Source organism: Nocardia uniformis NBRC 13702 (assembly GCF_001613345.1).
Lineage (GTDB): Bacteria > Actinomycetota > Actinomycetes > Mycobacteriales > Mycobacteriaceae > Nocardia > Nocardia uniformis.
Map to the genome: position 1 here is coordinate 21,619 of NZ_BDCE01000043.1, position 18,480 is coordinate 40,098.

The window sequence follows — 18,480 nt, forward strand, 5'->3', positions numbered from 1 at the left end:
GCTCGTGGCCACTCTCGCCGAGACTTACCGGTGCGCCATCGAATGCCGGCATAGACAACGCGGATTCGGGTCCGTTAGTGTCCGGCTCGGCCCCTGTCCACTGTCACATTGCTCCCCCGCCTGGCCGGGGTGGGGACGACAGCGGCCGCGATTCGGAACGGAGAACCACCATGCCGTCCAACGACCCTTTCCTCGTTCCCTCCTATGACCTTCACGTTCGTGTGGGCGGTCCGGGCTCTGCGGAGACCGTGACGGTCACCGTCGCCGATCATCACCCGCTGCCCATTCCGACGATCGGACACCACATCGAGTCCGATTGGGACGGAACCGTTTTCGTGGTCACCGACGTTACGCATTCCTTCGGGGCGCGTCATCGGGTTCGGGTGTATGTCGAACCGGTCGGTGATTTGCCGTGCGACATCGCGGAGCTACCCGACTGGTTGCAACACGCGACCCACATTCACCCGCCGAGCTGAGTGGTTTTCCCAGTTCCTTCCGAACGCGCCCGAGACGCCCGAGACGCCCGAGCATGGACTCGAGTGTCTCGTCGATGGAGTGCCGCGCCGGGCCGGGCTGTACTTTCCTTATGCCCCACCCCAATCCTGGCGGCACGCCCACCGTAGGTGCCGTCCTCGACAACCGCCCCTCCTACCTGAGTTTCGGCGTCGCCTGGTTACTCGGATACGGCGCGTTCGCCGTGTCCCACGGCGACGATCCCGGTCTGCCGATGCCGTCCGCCGTCCCGGCGGTCCTCCTCGGCGGGGGATTGCTGACAGCCCTGATCATTACCGGCGTGGTCATCGCCCGAGCGCAGCGCGGCGTCCGCGGTCGCGAGGCGGTCGTCGGCAAGTTGCTGGCTGTCTCGTGGCTGGTCGGCTTCGGCGCACTGACCCTCCTCATCACCGCACTGAGTACGGCGCTGAACGAGGAGCAGGTACAGACGCTGCTGTGGCCGACCGGATCCGGCCTTATCATCGGAATGATCTATCTCGCGGGCGGAGCCGCCCTTCATGATGTCCTGCAATACACGCTCGGCACCTGGCTTGCCGTGATGTCTTCGGCCGCCCTGTTCCTCGAGGGAGCGAATATGTACTGGGCTCTGGCCCTGACCGGTGGCGGCGCCTATCTCGTTGCCGCGGCCCTGGAGTCGCGCCGATGCGGTCCACTGAGTGCCGCTGTGAACGCAGCTCCCTAGCGTTTACGACCGCCCCCGACGATGCGCTGGCGCGCGGGTACCGGCCCGCGAACCGCTGGCCTCGACACTGGATGCGCCCCGGCTGGACCATTCGAGGATGATGCTCAACCATGAATGAATCCGTGTTGCAGTGGGGGCGGCGAGGCCGCTACCTATCGGTCGGCCCCCACCAGATCTTCGTGGTGGAAATGGGCGCCTCCGGCCCGCCACCGCTGGTTGTCGTGCACGGTTTTCCCGGCTCGTCGCATGATTTCGCCGCGGTGGCGCAACAGCTTTCGCACCAACGACCGGTGGTGCTGCTGGACCTGCTCGGCTTCGGATTCTCCGATAAGCCTCGCACCGCACGCTATTCCCTCTTCGAGCAGGCCGACCTGGTCGAAGCGGTGCTGTCGCAGCTGGGTATCGACCGGTGCGCGGTGCTGGCCCACGATATGGGCGACACCGTTGTCGCCGAACTGCTGTACCGGCACAACACCGGCGAGCTCGGCTTCACGCCGGAGCAGGTGATCCTGACGAATGGCTCGATCTTCATCGACCTCGCGCAGCTGACCCTCGGCCAGCGCGCCATGCTGCGGCTGCCCGCCGCGGCATTGCCGTTCCCACTACCCGCCCGCATCCTGTCGCGGGCACTGGAGCAGAGCTTCACCCCCGCCGCTCCCCCGCCGCCGGATGCGATCGAGTCCCTCATCGAGCTGATCCAGCTGCGCGGCGGCGCCTGCCTGCTGCCGCGCCAGAACCGGTACATCCTGGAACGCCGAGAGCACCAATCCCGTTGGACCGCAGGGCTAGTCGACTACACGGGCCCACTGCTGCTGGTCTGGGGCGCTCATGATCCGATCGCGATCACCGCCATGCCTGAACGGCTGCAACAGTTGCGGCCGAAGACCCGAGTGGTCATTCTCGCCGACATCGGTCACTGGCCATCACTCGAGGCACCACAGGTATTGGCCGACCACATCTCGGAGCACCTGCACCCCTAGGGAATTCCGCAGGCATTCCCGCAACGCGCTCGGACGGCCCAGGTGGGGTGGACCGCAGATTCGCGATCGATATCTCCCGGCGGTGGAACAGGGCGGCCGGTTAGGGAAATCAACGACATCGGGAGCCCAAACCGCCTGGACGGGTTGGGCTCCCGCGTATCAGTCTCGATCTCGCGTGTAGTCGGGCGAACCACTACGTCGAGCAGTGGCGCGGCTGGAGGCGAGGAGGCCGGTGACGCCCGGGGCTCCGCGGTCGCGATCGGGGGTCAGGCGGGGCCAGTCGGAGCCGGGGACGGACGGGGCGAGTTCGGGTTCCCAGCCACTGAATTCGCGGCGGGAGGGGGCGTCGGCCTCGGCCAGGCCGACCACGAGGATCAGGGTGATGGTGATGAGGGTGACGGTCGTGAGGATGGGGGTGAGCAGTTGGATCGGGTCGACTCCGCCGGTGGACGGATCGTCGGTGGGGTGGGCGTGCATGGATATCATTCCGGTGTAATGCATTCCGCATACCGCTATACCCATGATGACGGCTGCGCCGACGGTCGATCGGAAGCCCTCGATGTGCAGCATGAACCAGAGCGCCGCGGTTGCCGCGACCACGGCGATGACGAGGGACAGGGTTACCAGCCCGGGTGCGTAGGTAATGTGCGCCTCGGCGTGCATGGCATACATACCGAGGTAATGCATGGCGGCCACGCCGAATCCGGTGATGATGCCACCGAACGGCAGTGCGATGAATTCGCGCCGTACCCGGACCGCGATCGACAGGCCGATCCAGACCACGACGATCGCGATAATCGCGCTCAGCGCCGTCATTTCCGCGTTGTAGCGGATCGGGGCACCTTCGATGGCGAAGCCGAGCATGGCGGTGAAATGCATAACCCAGATGCCGCAGCCGCCCAGTGCCACGGCCGCCGCGATGAGCCAGCCGACCGGCCAACGCGACGAGCGGGCATGCACGGCGCAGCGTAGGCCGAGCACCGAACCGATGAAGGACATGAGGTAGGCGAGGGCGGGGGTCACCCAGCCGTGGCTGAAATGATCGATCTCGAGCATCGACATACTCCTGACGCGGGTACGGTCGTCGGATCCCCTGGCGGACAAGGGATCACGTCATTCGAAGAGGGTCTATCAGTGGCTGATCGGGCCGGTGGGCCCGCCGGATCAGGCGAGCAGGTGCGCCGGGGTCGCCTGCGCGCACACCTTGTGTACGAAATTTCGACGGAGCCGGTGGTACGGCTCGTCGGCACCCCAGAAGTTCCGGTACATCTGGATCAATTCCGCTTCGCGGTACGCGGCCAGCGGCTTGACTCGCTCGTCCGCGGCGCGGCGCTGCTTCTTCAGTAGCAGACGGTCCTCCAGTTCGGGTGCGCTGGAGAATGTTTCGGCTTCCTGCCGCACGCGCGTCCAGAACTCGGCCGCACTACCGGGCAGTACCCGATCCACCAGCCCGAGCCCTTCGGCCGCCCGGGCGCCGACCGGTAGCGCCTCGCGGGTCAGCCGGGCGGCCTGCTCCTCGCCGACCCGGCGGGGCAGGGTGTAGGTCCAGTATTCGGACCCGTACAAGCCCATCAGCCGGTAATGCGGGTTCAAGACCGCGGATTCGCGGCACCACACCTCATCGGCGGCCAGCGCCAGCATGACGCCACCGGCGGCGGCATTACCGGCCAGCGCCGCGATCACCAGCTTGTCGGTGGTGGACAGGATGGCCTCGACCAGGTCGTCCATCGCATTGATATTGCGCCAGGACTCCGTCGCCGGGTCGGCGGCCGCTTCGATCACATTCAGGTGAATGCCATTGGAGAAGAAGTCGCGGACCGGTCCGAGCACCACCACATTGACCGGACGCTCGCACACCCACCGGTAGGCCGCGAGCAGCCGCTCGCATTGGGCGGTGCTCATGGCACCGCTGGGGAAGGCGAATTCCAGATAGCCGACCTCATCGTGTTCCCGGTAGCGCAATTGCGACCAGGTGTCGCGGGTGGCGGCTTCGACGAGACCGACCGGCACCTCGGGGATTCCGGCGAGCAGCCGGGGGCCGAGGACATCGGTGGCGGGCAGCTTGAATGTGGCCGGTCCACCCGGTGTGCGGCGGGCGCGCAGCTGCGGTAACCACACGGCGCCGTCGATGGTGGCCCGACAGATCGCACCGTCGCGGGTGGCGATCACCGCGCCGGGATTGCCGCGCAGCCGATCCTCGAAATGCCCGCCGTGCAGGAAGAATTCGCGGCCGAACAGCTCGTCGAGCACACCGGGCTGCGAGTCGCCGGAGCGAAGTTTGCGGAGCACGGTCGCGGTGGTATCGGCGGCCCAGTCGATGCGGCGAAACTCCTGCGCGTGGTAGGGGCGGAGCTGTCCGCGCACATCCGCGCGGCTGTAGTCGAGGGGTTCGGGAACGAACTCACCACTGGCGAACCGCTCCACCGCCAGCAGCGCCGCCCGAGCGGCCGCGTCGGCGACCTCGTTGCGGTACAGCTCGCTCTTGCCGCACGCGGTAACCGGGAAGGGCTCCGACGCCCAGATCGGCCCGGCGTCCATCTCCGCCACGGCCTGTAGGACGGTGACACCCCACTCCGCGGCCCCTGCACTGATCGCCCAGTCCAGCGAGGACGGCCCGCGGTCGCCCTTCGGGCCGGGGTGCACGATCAGTACAGTGTGCCGCGACCAGATGTCCTCGGGGATCGCCGCGGTGAGCATGGGTGCGAGAATCAGATCCGGTTCGAACCGCGCCACTCGTGCACGTAGCAGGTCGTCACCGAGTGCCAGTTCGACCCCGATCCGGTGACCTCGAATTCGCAGCTCGGCATGGATCCGCTGGGTGAGACTGTTGAATGCGCTGGCGACGAGCAGGATTCGCACGCGTACTTCCTCCATCAGGGAATGGGCTCGGCAAACGATCTCGATTAATTCGGGCAAATCACCCGTAACCGAAACTAGCTGCACGCCTTTGCGATTGCATATCGAGACGAAGTTACCCGCTGGTATTCACAACAGCCCGAGCGTTTTTCGCGCCGAACCGACGGGGCGTGCGGGGAGGATGACCACCGAATGGCAACAGAATGCGCATCCATGGACGGGATAACTGAAATTGCAATGACTCAAATAGTCGAGCAGTTTGCGCCGAATCTAAAAGGTAGCTATTTCACAGAAGCCTCTTCGGCGAATCCGCAGCATACAGCTCGTTTGACAAATCCCTTCCCACGCAGATTGATCGACAACCTCATACGATCGATGACCTGTCATATCCTGCCCCGAAACCGGATCGAAGATCTTCCCATCAGCGGGGAGCGGGGAGCAGGGAGCAGGGAGCATCACGCGCTCGAACTCAGCAAGGACCTTCAGCTGACGAGAGTCGCTGCGTATCAGAGCATTTCGACAGCCGCGACGACATCGGCGTGCGGCGTCGATGCGCCTGCCACCATGTCAGCGTGCTGACTCTTTCCACACCGGATTGTCAGTCCGATGACACATCCCCCTGGCGATGAGACCGGTGTCGGCGACAGCCTCAAACGATATCGGCGAAGGACTCCACGCAGGCGATACTGCCGGAGACGATCAGCTGGTCACCCTCGGCGATCACGGTATCCGGTGTGGCATAGGTGAATCCACCACCGCGACGCTTGATAGCCACGACGGTGACGTTGAACCGCTCGCGTAGACCGCTTTCGGCGAGGGCGTTGCCGATGACCGCGGCCGGGGCAGTGGTGCGCACCATGGCGTAGTCGTCGTCGAATTCGATGTAGTCGAGCATGCGCCCGGTGACCAGATGCGCGATCCGCTCACCCATATCGTGTTCGGGCAGCACCACGTGGTGCGCACCGACCCGCTCCAGGATCCGGCCGTGCTGCCGACTGGTGGCCTTGGCCCAGATCCGGGGAATCTCGAATTCGACCAGCAGCGAGGTGGTGAGAATACTCGCCTCCAGATCGGTGCCGATACCCACTACCGCGTGCGGGAAATCGGGGACGCCGAGCTGTTCGAGTGCCCCCGGGTCGGTGGTGTCGGCCACCGCGACATGGGTCAGATCATTGGAGAACTGTTGCACCAGGCGCGGATCGGAGTCGATGGCCAACACCTCCGAGCCGTGCTCCACCAGCTCCTGGGCCAATGAGCTACCGAACCGGCCGAGCCCGATGACGACCACCCGGGTCGTCGGATGCTTCGGGGACCTGGTGGTGTTCCTACCCAACAATGGGGCGCTCCTCGGGTAGCTCATAGCGTCGTTCGTGTTCGCGCAGCGCGAGTGCGGACGCGAGGGTGATCGGTCCGACCCGGCCCAGGAACATCACCGCGACCAGCAGCAGATGACCGGCGGCGGGGAGGTCGGCGGTGATGCCGGTGGACAGGCCGACCGTACCGAAGGCCGAAACGACCTCGAACAGCACCTGATCGAGGGGCATATGCGACAGCCGCAGCAGCACCATGGTCGCCACCATCACGACTCCGACGGCGAGCAGCACGACGCTGATGGCCTGTCGCTGCACCGATGCGGCCAGACGGCGGCCCATGACGTGCACGGTGGGCTGCCCCCGCACCTCCGCGTAGACGACGAACGCCAGCAACGCGAAGGTGGTGACCTTGATACCACCGGCGGTACCGGCGCTGCCGCCGCCGATGAACATGAGTACGTCATTGATCAACAGGGTGGTCGGATGCATCGCACCGACATCGACGGAGTTGAAGCCCGCCGTGCGCGGCGTGAGGCCGTGGAAGAGCCCGCCCAGTAAACGGCTCGGCCACGGCAGCTGCCCCAGAGTCGCCGGATTGGACCACTCCAGCGCTGTCACCAGCGCGATACCCGCTGCGGCCAGACCGGCATAGGTGACCACGGTGATCTTGGTGTGCAGTGACCACCCCGGCACCGGCCTACCGCGCCGCCGGGAACGCAGGACCTGCACCACCTCGAACACCACGGGAAACCCGATGCCGCCCAGCACAAACGCCACCATCATCGGAACGAGCGTCCACGGGTCGGAGGCGAACCCGACCAGGCTGTCCTCCTGTAGGGCGAAACCGGCATTGTTGTAAGCCGAAATCGCATGGAACACACCGTGATACAACGCCGAACCGAAAGGGTCGTCGGTGGTCGCCAGCCGCCGCGCGGTAAGAATGAGCGCGGTGACGAGTTCGATTGTCAAGCTCATGATGACGACACCGAGCACCACCCGACGGGTTTCGCCCAGCCGCAGCGCCTTCGTTTCGGCCTGCGCGATCAGCTGCATCCGCAACCCCATCCGCCGGGCGACCAGCAATCCCAGCAGCGACGCCGCGGTCATGATGCCGAGCCCACCAGCCTGGATGAGCGCGAGCACTACCGCTTCCCCGAAACCGGACCAGTAGCTGGAGGTATCGACCACCACCAGACCGGTCACGCTGATCGCCGACGTCGAGGTGAACAACGCCGTGACCGGATCGGTCCACTCGCCGGATTCGGAAGCCACCGGAAGCGTCAGCAGAGCGGCACCGAGCAGATTGACCGCCATGAAACCCGCGACGGTCAGCCGCGCCGGATGACCCAGCGGACCCAAACGGCGCACGACCGGTTGTGCTGTGCGTGGCATGCGATCAGTGCACCAGCAGCGGCAGTATCTGCACCGCCTCGGCGATGGTCGTACTCACGAAGCGGCCCCTTCGGGTGTCGGCCGGGCGTCGCTGCCCGGTCTGGTACTGCGTTGAAATCCTTACGATCCCTATACGGTCACCCCAGAAACGAGCCAGTCCGAACTTCTTTACGCTTTGTATACGGTGACGCCGCTCACCACGCATCGCCACCGAACAGGCATACCCGCCCGGTTGGGGCCGCGACCGTCTGTTGACACTCCCGAGGGGACCGACCCGGCATCGCCGTGCCTGGGCCGGCACCGAACGGATCGGCCGCGCTGGAGCTAGGGTCGGCGGGGTGAGTGGTATCCCAGCGAGGCGCTGACCACGGCCGGCGGTGAGTATCCGACGGCGCGGTTCGCTCGCTCCTGCGGTGTCATCCGATCCCGCCGCTGCCAATGCCCGAGGTGTTCACGCAGCATGATGAGGAGGGGGTGAATCATTGTGGCGGCTCGCTTTCTGAAAACACGTTCGGACATCGCGGTTCTCCGGCTTTTCAGTCGATGCCCAGCAGTTCGGCAGTCAGTCTCGCCAGGCGAGCACGGGCGGTGGCGTTGTCCACCAGGGCGGCGGGTGCGGCGATGTCGCGGCCGTCGTAGTAGCCGCCGTTGACGATCGAGCGTTCCGGCGGGCACAGGTCGGCGACAATATCGGCGGCATCCTGAGCCGACATGCCCTGCCTGCCGTAGACGCGCAGCATGCGGGTGTCCACCGCGCCCGGATGAACACTCACCGCGGTCAGCTCACCATGATGCTTATCGGCATAGTCGCGGGTGAACATGGTGAGCGCCAACTTCGACTGCGCGTACATCGGCAACGGCAGATAGAAGTTCCTGCGCGCCAGATCGTTCCAGCCGATGGCGCCGCCGCGATGTGTGCGCGAGGTCAAGTTCACCATCCGGCCGGATACCGATGCGAGGACCGGCGCCAGGACGGTGGCGAGCAGGACGGGTGCGAGGTAGTTGACCTGGAGCGTCACCTCGTGGCCGTCCTCGGTGATGGTGCGTCGTTCCGGCCCGGCGATCGCGGCATTGTTGACCAGGACGTCGAGCCCGGTCACGGTGCGCGCGACCTGTTCGGCCAGCGCGGCCACCTCACCCAGTCGGGTGAAATCGGCGACCACCAACCGCAGCCGCAACGGTTCCACGCCGGCTTTGACCAGGTCCTCGACGGCACGATCACCGCTGGCCTGGTCGCGGGCATGCAGCAGGACCGTCGCACCGTCGTCGACGAGCCGTCGGGCCAGCGCGAAGCCGATCCCGTCGGTGCCGCCGGTAACGAGCACGCTGCGCGCGGGGTGCGAGAAATCAGACATGTTTGAACCACCAGTGGGTACGGCATGGCGGCGGTCAGGCCGATATGCCTGTCCGCCATGCGAATTCGATAGGGAAGCCAGAGACGACGAACCGGTTCAGCCGGAGCGGAGGCTCACGGCCGAGCGAGCGGTGACCGACGCTGCGGCGGTTCGTCATCGTGACCGCACCCGTAGCGTTCGAGCGCTGATGGCAGCGACTCATATGGGTACGACGGAGACATAGTCCTATCCCAGCGGAATCCCGTCTCTCCTAGCAAGATTCGCGGTGCGGGTTTTACGGAACCTTGGCGCAAGCGCGTTCGAGGTGCCGTTCACCGAGCGGAATCGGTAAGGGTGCTGTCGTGGCCGCCGCGCGTGGTGCGACGGACGGGGGGGAATCGGCCTGGACCGGCGTGCTGCCGGTGGAGGACACCGAACTGGCCGTCATCGATACCGGTGGGCCGGGTACCCCCGTGGTCTATCTGAACGGCGCCTTCGCCAGCCAAAAGCATTGGCGGCGTGTCATCGCCGACCTCGGCCCCGGCTACCGGCACATCACCTACGACGAACAGGCCTGCGGCGCATCGAAGCGGTCCGTGGACTACTCGTTCGAGGCCGCCGTCCGGGATCTCGATGCGGTCCTCACTGCCACAGGGGTGGCTCGGCCGCTGTTGGCGGGCTGGTCCTACGGTGCGCTGCTGGGCGTGCACTGGGCCGACCGCCGCCCCAACCGACCGGCGCTGGCCAACGCAGAAACCGCTGGATTCCAACGATTCCAACGCGGCCAGCACCGGCCGTCGATCAGGTCCGACTTCGAGCTCTGCTACGACATCTAATCGCCGGTCCCCCGCAACCTGCTGAGATGCCCCGAAACGGCGACTGACCTGAACTTTCGTCTCCTGACCCTATGCAGCGCCGGTCGCCGCTTCTCGTGCTCCCGTGTAGCTTGCGTGTCATTCCCCATCTCCCATGCGCACGCTCGCCGATCACGCCTGCGCCTGGTCCCGCGCCGTCGTGACGAGGGCGGCGAGGGGCATCTGGTCGGCGGCCCATCGAGCCGCTGTCACGGCCTCGGCCCCGAGCGCACCGTCGATGCTCTCGAGGAGGCGTCGGTAGCCGGCGGGATCCAGTGGTGCCAGCTCGGCGCTGATCCGAGTCAGGAGCGCCTCTCGGGCGGCGCAGAGCTGTGCGGCGTCGTCCCATCGGGTGTCGGCCGCGGCGACGCCGGCCATCGTGCTGGTCCCCGAGGCCACCGGCCGGGACCAGCTGTGGTATGACGTCGTACTCCGACAGGCGCCGTTCTTCGCGAAGTACCAGGACAAGTCCGGACGCATCATCCCGGTGGCCGTGCTGACCCCGCGATGACCCCGCGACGGGTCGACCTCCTCGACGCGGATCGGAATGGCTGGCGCCTCGCCGCCCCGGCCGCGCCATCGGGCCGTTGTCACGTTCGGGCGGGCTGCCGCAGCGGCTCGAAGCGGGTGTGCTCCGTCGGGACCGGCCACCGCAGCGGCCCGCGCGCCAGCTCGCGGCGGACGGTGGCCTCGACCGCGTCGAAGAACGCGGGCGGCATCGACCCGCGCTCGCATTCCAGCTCGAACGCCACACCCGACCCGACCGACACAGACTCCACCCGAACCGGATCGTGGCCAGGAACTCGTTGCCGTCCTGCTTCATCACCTCCGGCGCGTGTCCTGTGCCGACGATCCGCTCCTGGCGCGCCGTGCGGACCTCACCGAACCCCGCCTCGACTCCGTACTCCCGCTGCAGGATGGCAGGCCGCCGCACGTTCGATGAAACTCCCACCGCCGCCACGGGATTGCGCGCGATTCGTGGATAATGGAAACCGTTTTCGATAGCCTGACGGCACACCACATCGCATCCGAAGGGCAGGCATATGGACTCCGATCTCGGCTTGCAGGGCATCCCGCTGACCATGCTGTGGACGCTGCATAATCGAGCGTCCGAGGCCAAACGGGCCGACGGCGTTCTGTCAGATCCGGAGTGTGTACGGATCTACGACTCCATCGACTTCGACTACCTGGGGATGTTCGGCGCACCCGATGGCACGCACGCGGTGCGGTCGGCGCGATTCGATTCGGCGTTACGGCAGTGGCGGGCCGGACATCCCGGTGGGGTCGTCGTCGAGCTCGGCGCCGGGCTCGAGACCCAGTTCCAGCGCTGTGACGATGGGGCGGTGCGCTGGCTGTGTATCGATGTACCCGAGGCCATCGACTTACGGGAGAGGTTTCTGCCGTCGAGTCAGCGGTGCCGATATCTGCCGATGAGCGCACTGGACCCGGCGTGGCTGGACGAAGTCGATTCCGCCGAGGGCGTTTTCGTCAGCGCCCAGGGCCTGTTCATGTATTTCGACGCCGACGAGGTGCGCGAGATATGCACGGCGATCTTCGATCGCTTCGCTGATGTCGAGTTGATGTTCGACACCATTCCGCCATGGTTCTCTCGAAAGACGCTGCGCGGCTTCCACAGAACCCGGAACTACACCGCTCCGCCGATGCCATGGGGCATCAAACGCAGCCAGGTCCCGACAACATTGCGCGCGTGGAATCCCCGCGCGATGGCGGTGTCGGTCCGCTCGTATGGTCCTTCCCGGGGCCCACTCGCCGCGAGTCTGCCGGTCTTCGAACGCTTCCCGCTACTGCGCGACCTCCCTCCCGCGATCGCCCGCGCCCGCTCGACGCTGTGAGATCGTCCACACAGCGGCAGCGGCAGCGTCGCGTGCCATTGCGCGACACCACCCAACCCGTGACAGCAGAACAGGATCGAGCCCATGACATTCCGGCACCATCGACCGGAGACGCGGTGCGCTCCCAGATCCACACAGACCGAGGAGAATCGATCATGACGTCCGCGACCCGCAGTGACGAATTCTATGACCGCACAGCCGAATACGTAGGCGTCCTGCTCCGCGATGTCTGGACCGCGCTCGGACCGGCAGTGACCGCTGCCCTGTCGGATATCGACCCGGCCCACCCTCTCGTAGACATCGGAGCCGGAGTCGGGGATGGCACCGCCGCGCTCGCACAGGCGTTTCCCGAGGTGCCGATTATCGCCATCGAACCGAATCCGGCGCTGCGGACCGCACTGCTCGTGCGAGTGAGCCGGGACCCGGCCCTGACCGACCGTGTCACCATCATCGGTCGCACCGCCCTGGACAGCATCGACGACCTCCCGGAAACGGTGTCCGGATTCGTCCTCGCCAATGTGCTCGGCCATTTCACCGCGGCCGAGCGATATCGCCTGTGGGAGTTGATCGCCGCTCGCCTGGCAGGCGGCGCACGCGCGATCGTCACGCTCGCACCGCCGACCCGGCCGGAGCTCATCGCCGAAACGCCGATGAGCGAGGCGTCCGTCGGTCGCTTCCGCTACACCGGTACGGCAGCGGCCGAACCCACCGGGCCGGATGCGGTCACCTGGACGATGCGCTACACCGTGCACGACGGCGACACCGTGCGCGACCGGCTGACCGCGTCCGATATCTGGTACGTACTCACCCCCGAACAACTGACCGCGGAGGCCGCCGAGCACGGTTTGCACACCGAAGCGGTCGACCCGCAACTGAGTGTGTGGGCAATCCGCCGAACGTGACTACGCGCCCCACCACACCGCCCATCCTCGAACGCGAATCCTCTGACACCCGAGGCGAATACGATGCCGACTTCCGATCGATCCGCGGAAAACGCCGCGGTGCGGCACCGCTGGACCACACGGACCAGAGCCGTACTCGAGGCACTGCGACGCAACGACCGCTTCCGTACGCCGCAGCAGATCTACGATGAAATGCGCTCCGCCGCCGCCGTCTCCATGGGCGTAACCACCCTGTATCGGATCCTGCACAAACTCGAGGAACAGCAACTCGTGGAGACGCAGCGGGGCGAAGGCGGTGAGCTGCTCTACCGCGCCTACGACGGCAGCGCGACTCATCACAATCTCGTCTGCCGGGGGTGCGGCCACGCCGAACGGTTCACCGTCGAGAGTCTCGGACACCAGACCGGGCGGGTGGCTCAGCGATTCCAGTTCTCCGACGTCAACTATCGCCTCGACGTGTACGGGACCTGTCGTGACTGCAATCAGCCGAGCGAGTGACAAGTGCCGCCACCCCGCCCACGACGGCGATCACCGAGCGAAACCCATACCGCGCGGCCGGGCCACACCCCGCCCGTTCCGGCTGCGGGGGTCAGCGACGAGGCAACCGCGAACTGCCTGCCCCTGCCAGACAGGCTTCAACGCCCGGTTATCACCGCAACGGCGCTCCCCGTCATTCCGGCCGCTTTTGGCCGGGATGACGGAGGACGAGCCGACTGCCAACGCCGATTCGGCTACGGCAGCGGCTACTCGGCCATGCGGTCGGCAGCCGCGGTCGACGGGTGTGGCGGCAGCGCGTCGCCGGTGTCCGGGGTCGGTGCTTCCGGGCGAGTGCCCGGGACGATCAATGTGGCCGCGATGGCGCCGAGGGCGAGGAGTGCGGCGGCTACGCGCAAGGCCGTGCTGAAACCATCGGACAGCGCATCGGGCGTCATCGAGTCACCGGTGACGGAGCTGGCCACGGTCACCAGGGCCGCCAGCCCCAGGGCACCACCGAGCTGGCGGGAGCTGTTGAGAATTCCCGAGGCCAGCCCGGCCTGTTCGGCGGGCACCCCCGAGGCGGCCGCGAGGCCCATCGCCACCATCGCGGCACCGACGCCGACACTGCAGACCAGTGAGGGCCCCAGAATTCCGGTGACGAAACCGCTGGACGGATCGGTGAACCCGAACCACAGCAGGCCGGCGGCACCGACCAGGCCGCCGGCGAGCAGTACCGGCCGGGGTCCGCGGTCGCGAGCGAACAACTGCGCGGCGCGCAGCCCGACCATGATGCCGACACAGAAGGGCAGGAAGGCCAGACCGGTTTCGGTCGGGCTGTAGCCGAGGACGCGCTGCATGATCTGGGAGACGAAGAAGAAGCTGGCGATCTGCGCCGAGGTCAGCAGGAATCCGAAGACCGCGGCACCGATCAGCGAACGCCGCCGCAGGAAACCCAGCGGCACCAATGGGTCGGCGACCCGGGCCTCGACGGCCGCGAAGGCCAGCAGGGCGACCGCGCCCGCGACGAACCAGGCCAGCACCCGCGGTGCGCCCCAGCCGTACTCGTCGGTACCGATCACACCCAGCACCAGTGCGGTGACACCCGCGGTGACGAGCAGTCCACCGAGGATGTCGGGCCGCCGGTGCCCGGCGGGCACCCTGTTGTCCACCCCGCGCAGGACCGCAACCATGGCGGCGGCTACGAACACGACGTTCACCCACATGACCCAGCGCCAATTCAGGTGATCGGTGAGCAACCCGCTCAGCACCACCCCGAGTGCGCCACCCGCCGCGCCCGCGCCGCCCCAGATGGCCATCGCCTTGTTACGGGCGGACCCCTCCTCGAATTCGGCGGTCACCAGCGCCAGGGATATGGGCGTCAGCACGGCGGCCGCGACACCCTGTAGCCCGCGACCGGCGATCAGCTGCCAGCCCTCCTGAGCGGCGCCACCCGACAGACTTGCCAGGGCGAAGAGGCCGAGCGAGCCGAGCAGCAGGGTGCGGCGTCCGACCAGGTCGGCGAGCCTGCCGCCGAGCAGCAGCAATCCGGCGTAGGGCAGCAGAAAGGCGTTGATCACCCAGGCCAGGCCGGTGGGGCCGAGATCGAGCGCGGCATCCATGGCGGGTAGCGCGACATTGACGATCGACAGGTCCAGCGATACCAGGAACATCGTCAGGAAGACGACGGCCAGTGTGGCGCCCCGGTGGGTGGTAGTCGGTGCGGACACCACGACCTCCAAATTTAGTAACGTGTATTTTTAATATGGTTAGCACACCCTTACCCCGACTGTCGAGAGCTACCGGACGGAGAATCACCGGATGTCCGATACCCCGAGCCGCAGACGTGGACGCCCGATCCGGTTGCCGCGGGACGCGGTTGTCACCGCTGCCACCCGACTGCTCGCCGCCGAGGGGGCAGAGGCGTTCAGCATGCGCCGCCTGGCCGGCGACCTCGGGGTCAGCACCGCCGCGATCTACCACCACTTCCCCACCAAGGCAGCACTTTTCACGGTGGTACTCGGCGTCATCGCCGACGATCTGCGACCCCCCGAGCTACCCGAAGCGCCCCGGGAACGCCTGATCGCCATCGTGGGCTACCTCATCGACACCCTGCACCAATTGCCGTGGGTGGCCGACATTCTCGTCACCGGTCAGAGCGCCGGACGCTCCGCCATGTGGATGCTCAACGAATTCATCGATGCCGCGAACAAACTGGGCGCCTCCGACCGGAAGGCCGGGTACATGTACCTCACCGTGTGGCGTTTCGTGGTGGGCGAACTGATGAGTCGCCGCGCCGCCGCCGCGCATCACGACACCGAAGGCGAGCCGGCCCTCCCCTACTGGTCGGATCTGATCACCGCCGATCAGCTCGCCGATTTCCCCACTGCCGCTCGACTACTCCCGCAGTGGGCGGATGTCCGCGCCGAATTCCATACCGAGACAGCGGTCGCCGACATCATCGACGGACTCGTCGCAGGCCTCCCCAAGGGTCGGTGAAGCCAGCACCTCGGCGGGCTCAGAGCCAGGAGTCGAAGGTCGTGGTGGTCAGGAAGTGCTCCAGGTCGGCGCGCCACGGCACGGGCAGCGTCTCGGCGGGTTCGATGGCGGTGTACCGGCCGCGGTAGAACAGCAGCGGCCGACCGGAATCGGTGGATTCCGAGAGCGCCAGCACCCGGCCGACGACGATGAGATGATCGCCGCCGTCGACGACACTCATTACCGAACACTGGATCGCAGCGAGTGCGTTGTCCAGTAGCGGCAGCTCCAGTTCGGAAGTGCGCCAGCCTGTTCCGTCGAACTTGTCGGGCTCGCGGGAGCCGAAGCGGGCGCACACCCGCTGCTGCTCCTCGGCGAGGATGTTCACGCAGAACTTCCCCGCCCGTTCGATCGCGGCCCAGGTGCGCGAACCCTTGACCGGGCAGAACAGCACCAGCGGCGGCTCCAGGGACAGAGCGGCGAACGACTGACAGGCGAACCCCACCGGAGCGCCGCCGGGCCCAATGGCGGTGATCACGGTGATGCCGGTGCAGAACCGCCCCAGCACATTCCGGAACCTACGCGGGTCACCGTCGACCGTCCCCAGCTCCGCCCTGGTCGGCATGGCCTCGTACCTCACGAGCCGACCGCCGCAGTGCCCCGCTGGCCACTCGGCATCGATTCCATTGCGGGAATGGGCATCTCGCCGTCGGCTCCGAAGGTCATCCCGTTCTTGCGTGCGCTGCGCTGGAAAAGCCGGAGTATCGGAGTGGTGGCGAAGGTGGTGACGAAGGCCATCACGGCGAGGATGGTGTACAGCGCGGGCGTGATGAGCCCCTGCGTGAGGCCGATGTTCAGCAGGATCAGCTCCATCAGTCCGCGCGCATTGGCCAGGGTGCCCATGGAACCCGCCTCACGCCAGCTCATCCCGTGGGCGCGGGCGGCGACGGCGATCGCGCCGAACTTGCCGACGAAGGAGACCACCAATACCGCGACGGCCGCGAGCAGCACCGACGGCTCGAACACCAGGCTCAGTTCGGTATTGAGACCGGCGAAGACGAAGAACGCGGGCAGCAACAGGTAGGCCACCAGCGGTTCGATCCGGGCGCGTACCAGGTCCAGCAGCCACCCCCGGGGCATGACGACTCCGGCGATGAAGGCGCCGAATACCGAGTAGATACCGACGAAATCGGTGAACCAGGCGCACAGCAGCACCGTGAGCAGTATCGCGACCAATGGACCGACCGGCAGTTCGTCGCCGCGTCCGCCGCGTGTCTCGCGTTCGGCCCAGCCATCGAGCAGGCCGAGCAACCGCTTCCCCAGGGTGAACATGAACAGCACGAATCCGATGGCGCCGACCAGTGCGAGTACGGCGCCGCCCATGCTGTCGTCGGCACCGGCGACCACGGTGGCTAGCAGGATCCAGGCACAGGCGTCATCGGCGGCAGCACACGACAGGGCCATGGTCCCGAGCCGGGAGCGATACAGACCGGCATCCTGAACGATCCACGCCAGCATGGGAAACGAGGTGATGGCGATGGCGGCGGCCGTGAAAAGTCCGGCCTGCCAGGGGTCCACCTTATCGGTGAAGTAGCCACCCTGCGCGACGAGCACGTACCCGGTGAGGCAGCCCAGCAACATCGGTACCACAATCCCGGCCGCGGCGGTGACACCCGCGGCTCGCACATGCGAGACGAAAGTACCGGTGTCGAAGGATATTCCGACAAGGAACATGTAGAGCACCAGCCCCAGCTGGCCGACCACATAGATGACGGTGAGCGATGGATGCGGCACCTGCTCGCCGCCGATACGAATCATGGTGGGAAACAACCACTCCTGCGCGGCCGGCCACACAGCGCCCAGCGCCGAGGGACCGAGCAGAAATCCGACGGCCATGATCGCGACAACCCGCACCTGACCCAGGCGCCGAAACGCCGGCCACAGCAGCCCGCAGAGAACGAGGATCACCGCCATCTGCAGGAAGAAATGCATGGACAACTCCAGAAACGACGGCATCGCAAACCCTTCTACCGCTACCCGACCAAACGGGCTTAATGATAACCTTTTTCAATAAGAGGGTATTCGACACCGCAACACCACAATTGAAGGAGAGGTGCATGGCCGACTTCTACTCGCCCGTCGCCGAGTTCTACGATCTCGTTCCCCGCGCACACGCCGAGGGCGAATCGGCCCTGCGCAAGGTATTGGCCGAGGTCGACCCGAGCACCGGCCCGGTGGTGGACATCGGGGCGGGTACCGGACGGACCTGCCGCATCATCGCCGAGGTGCTCCCCTCGGCGAAGATCCTGGCCTGCGAACCCGCACCGGCCATGCGGGCGGTCCTGACCCACGACGTGATCGCCGACGAGGACCTGCGGCGCCGGGTCACCATCGTCTCGGAGTCGGCGGAATCTGTGGTGCTGCCCGACTCGATCTCGGCGTTGGTGCTGTTCGGCGTGATCGGTCATATCGCGCTGGAAGACCGTCGGGCACTGTGGGATCGAATCCTGCCTCGGTTGGCGCCGGGCGCGCCGGTGCTGGTCGAACTGCTGCCAATCAACCGGCCCACCTCGCTGCCCAAGATGGAACTGGCGCGCGAGCAGATCGGCGATCTGGTCTACGAGGGCTCGATCGAGGCCGTGCCGATCGGCGGCGACCTCCTTCGAATGACCTCGACATGGCGGGTCAGCGGCGGTGCGGCGCCCACCAGGATGGTGCGCAATGTCAGCCAGTGGCACACATTCGGCATCGACGACCTCGCCGAGGAGACCGGACTCGTCGGCGAACAGCTCACCGCACAGACCGGCGTGCTGCGCAAACCCCGCGACCGCTGAACTCGAACGCACGGT

The 18,480-nt window shown here is 66.5% G+C and carries 20 protein-coding genes; 10 read left to right on the forward strand and 10 right to left on the reverse strand.

Annotated features, from left to right (window positions below):
* Window positions 1-170 precede the first annotated feature (170 nt).
* From NU1_RS12790 to NU1_RS12800, 3 genes are all read left to right on the forward strand, one after another.
* Window positions 171-476 (forward strand): hypothetical protein, encoded by a 306-nt coding sequence (locus NU1_RS12790; protein ID WP_067520737.1) that lies wholly within the window; start codon window positions 171-173, stop codon window positions 474-476.
* A gap of 110 nt (window positions 477-586) precedes the next feature.
* Entirely contained in the window at window positions 587-1,195 is a 609-nt protein-coding gene (locus NU1_RS12795) for an ABC transporter permease (RefSeq protein WP_067520740.1), read from the forward strand.
* Between the two features lie 110 nt (window positions 1,196-1,305).
* A complete protein-coding gene (locus NU1_RS12800; RefSeq protein ID WP_067520743.1) occupies window positions 1,306-2,175 on the forward strand; it encodes an alpha/beta fold hydrolase in 870 nt (289 codons plus the stop codon).
* Window positions 2,176-2,334: 159 nt separating this feature from the next.
* On the opposite strand, the gene NU1_RS12805 is transcribed toward NU1_RS12800, so the two are convergent.
* The 5 genes from NU1_RS12805 to NU1_RS12830 all read right to left on the reverse strand — a co-directional run bounded on the left by NU1_RS12805 (window position 2,335) and on the right by NU1_RS12830 (window position 9,091).
* On the reverse strand, window positions 2,335-3,231 hold the full coding sequence (locus tag NU1_RS12805; RefSeq protein ID WP_245720094.1) for an MHYT domain-containing protein: 897 nt from the start codon (window positions 3,229-3,231) through the stop codon (window positions 2,335-2,337).
* A 108-nt stretch (window positions 3,232-3,339) separates the two neighbouring features.
* Window positions 3,340-5,034 carry a hydrogenase maturation protein gene (locus tag NU1_RS12810; RefSeq protein ID WP_067520816.1) on the reverse strand — a complete coding sequence of 565 codons (1,695 nt, stop codon included), beginning with the start codon at window positions 5,032-5,034 and terminating at the stop codon, window positions 3,340-3,342.
* 646 nt (window positions 5,035-5,680) lie between these two features.
* Complete coding sequence (locus NU1_RS12815; protein ID WP_245720095.1) at window positions 5,681-6,364, reverse strand: potassium channel family protein; 684 nt, start codon at window positions 6,362-6,364, stop codon at window positions 5,681-5,683.
* Entirely contained in the window at window positions 6,357-7,736 is a 1,380-nt protein-coding gene (locus NU1_RS12820) for a TrkH family potassium uptake protein (RefSeq protein WP_067520752.1), read from the reverse strand. The genes NU1_RS12815 and NU1_RS12820 overlap by 8 nt, the downstream gene beginning before the upstream one ends.
* A 536-nt stretch (window positions 7,737-8,272) precedes the next feature.
* A complete protein-coding gene (locus NU1_RS12830) occupies window positions 8,273-9,091 on the reverse strand; it encodes an SDR family NAD(P)-dependent oxidoreductase (RefSeq protein WP_067520759.1) in 819 nt (272 codons plus the stop codon).
* 341 nt (window positions 9,092-9,432) lie between these two features.
* Here NU1_RS12830 and NU1_RS12835 point away from each other — a divergent pair, with 341 nt between their 5' ends.
* Window positions 9,433-9,906: an alpha/beta fold hydrolase gene (locus NU1_RS12835; RefSeq protein WP_245720096.1), complete on the forward strand. Its 474-nt coding sequence runs from the start codon at window positions 9,433-9,435 to the stop codon at window positions 9,904-9,906.
* A gap of 150 nt (window positions 9,907-10,056) precedes the next feature.
* Here NU1_RS12835 and NU1_RS12840 read toward each other — a convergent pair whose 3' ends face one another.
* The gene (locus tag NU1_RS12840) at window positions 10,057-10,302 is read right to left on the reverse strand and encodes a hypothetical protein (RefSeq protein WP_067520762.1); all 246 of its coding nucleotides are present in this window, start codon (window positions 10,300-10,302) and stop codon (window positions 10,057-10,059) included.
* Between the two features lies 1 nt (window position 10,303).
* Here NU1_RS12840 and NU1_RS43785 point away from each other — a divergent pair, with 1 nt between their 5' ends.
* Window positions 10,304-10,435: a hypothetical protein gene (locus NU1_RS43785; RefSeq protein ID WP_281221106.1), complete on the forward strand. Its 132-nt coding sequence runs from the start codon at window positions 10,304-10,306 to the stop codon at window positions 10,433-10,435.
* Between the two features lie 79 nt (window positions 10,436-10,514).
* On the opposite strand, the gene NU1_RS12845 is transcribed toward NU1_RS43785, so the two are convergent.
* Complete coding sequence (locus tag NU1_RS12845; RefSeq protein WP_067520765.1) at window positions 10,515-10,694, reverse strand: hypothetical protein; 180 nt, start codon at window positions 10,692-10,694, stop codon at window positions 10,515-10,517.
* A gap of 273 nt (window positions 10,695-10,967) precedes the next feature.
* Between NU1_RS12845 and NU1_RS12850 the strand changes: the two genes are divergently transcribed.
* The 3 genes from NU1_RS12850 to NU1_RS12860 all read left to right on the forward strand — a co-directional run bounded on the left by NU1_RS12850 (window position 10,968) and on the right by NU1_RS12860 (window position 13,177).
* Window positions 10,968-11,777, forward strand: a complete 810-nt coding sequence (locus NU1_RS12850; protein ID WP_067520767.1) for a class I SAM-dependent methyltransferase — start codon at window positions 10,968-10,970, stop codon at window positions 11,775-11,777.
* A gap of 155 nt (window positions 11,778-11,932) precedes the next feature.
* The gene (locus NU1_RS12855) at window positions 11,933-12,679 is read left to right on the forward strand and encodes a class I SAM-dependent methyltransferase (protein ID WP_067520770.1); all 747 of its coding nucleotides are present in this window, start codon (window positions 11,933-11,935) and stop codon (window positions 12,677-12,679) included.
* Between the two features lie 63 nt (window positions 12,680-12,742).
* The gene (locus tag NU1_RS12860; RefSeq protein ID WP_067520773.1) at window positions 12,743-13,177 is read left to right on the forward strand and encodes a Fur family transcriptional regulator; all 435 of its coding nucleotides are present in this window, start codon (window positions 12,743-12,745) and stop codon (window positions 13,175-13,177) included.
* Window positions 13,178-13,422: 245 nt separating this feature from the next.
* Here NU1_RS12860 and NU1_RS12865 read toward each other — a convergent pair whose 3' ends face one another.
* Window positions 13,423-14,883, reverse strand: a complete 1,461-nt coding sequence (locus NU1_RS12865) for an MFS transporter (protein WP_245720097.1) — start codon at window positions 14,881-14,883, stop codon at window positions 13,423-13,425.
* A gap of 91 nt (window positions 14,884-14,974) precedes the next feature.
* Here NU1_RS12865 and NU1_RS12870 point away from each other — a divergent pair, with 91 nt between their 5' ends.
* Complete coding sequence (locus NU1_RS12870; protein ID WP_067520776.1) at window positions 14,975-15,652, forward strand: TetR/AcrR family transcriptional regulator; 678 nt, start codon at window positions 14,975-14,977, stop codon at window positions 15,650-15,652.
* Window positions 15,653-15,671: 19 nt separating this feature from the next.
* On the opposite strand, the gene hsaB is transcribed toward NU1_RS12870, so the two are convergent.
* Window positions 15,672-16,256, reverse strand: coding sequence for a 3-hydroxy-9,10-secoandrosta-1,3,5(10)-triene-9,17-dione monooxygenase reductase subunit (gene hsaB / locus NU1_RS12875; protein ID WP_067520824.1), 585 nt, complete (start codon window positions 16,254-16,256; stop codon window positions 15,672-15,674).
* A gap of 11 nt (window positions 16,257-16,267) precedes the next feature.
* On the reverse strand, window positions 16,268-17,647 hold the full coding sequence (locus NU1_RS12880; protein ID WP_067520779.1) for a cation:proton antiporter: 1,380 nt from the start codon (window positions 17,645-17,647) through the stop codon (window positions 16,268-16,270).
* A 101-nt stretch (window positions 17,648-17,748) separates the two neighbouring features.
* Between NU1_RS12880 and NU1_RS12885 the strand changes: the two genes are divergently transcribed.
* Window positions 17,749-18,465: a class I SAM-dependent methyltransferase gene (locus NU1_RS12885; RefSeq protein ID WP_067520782.1), complete on the forward strand. Its 717-nt coding sequence runs from the start codon at window positions 17,749-17,751 to the stop codon at window positions 18,463-18,465.
* Window positions 18,466-18,480 lie beyond the last annotated feature (15 nt).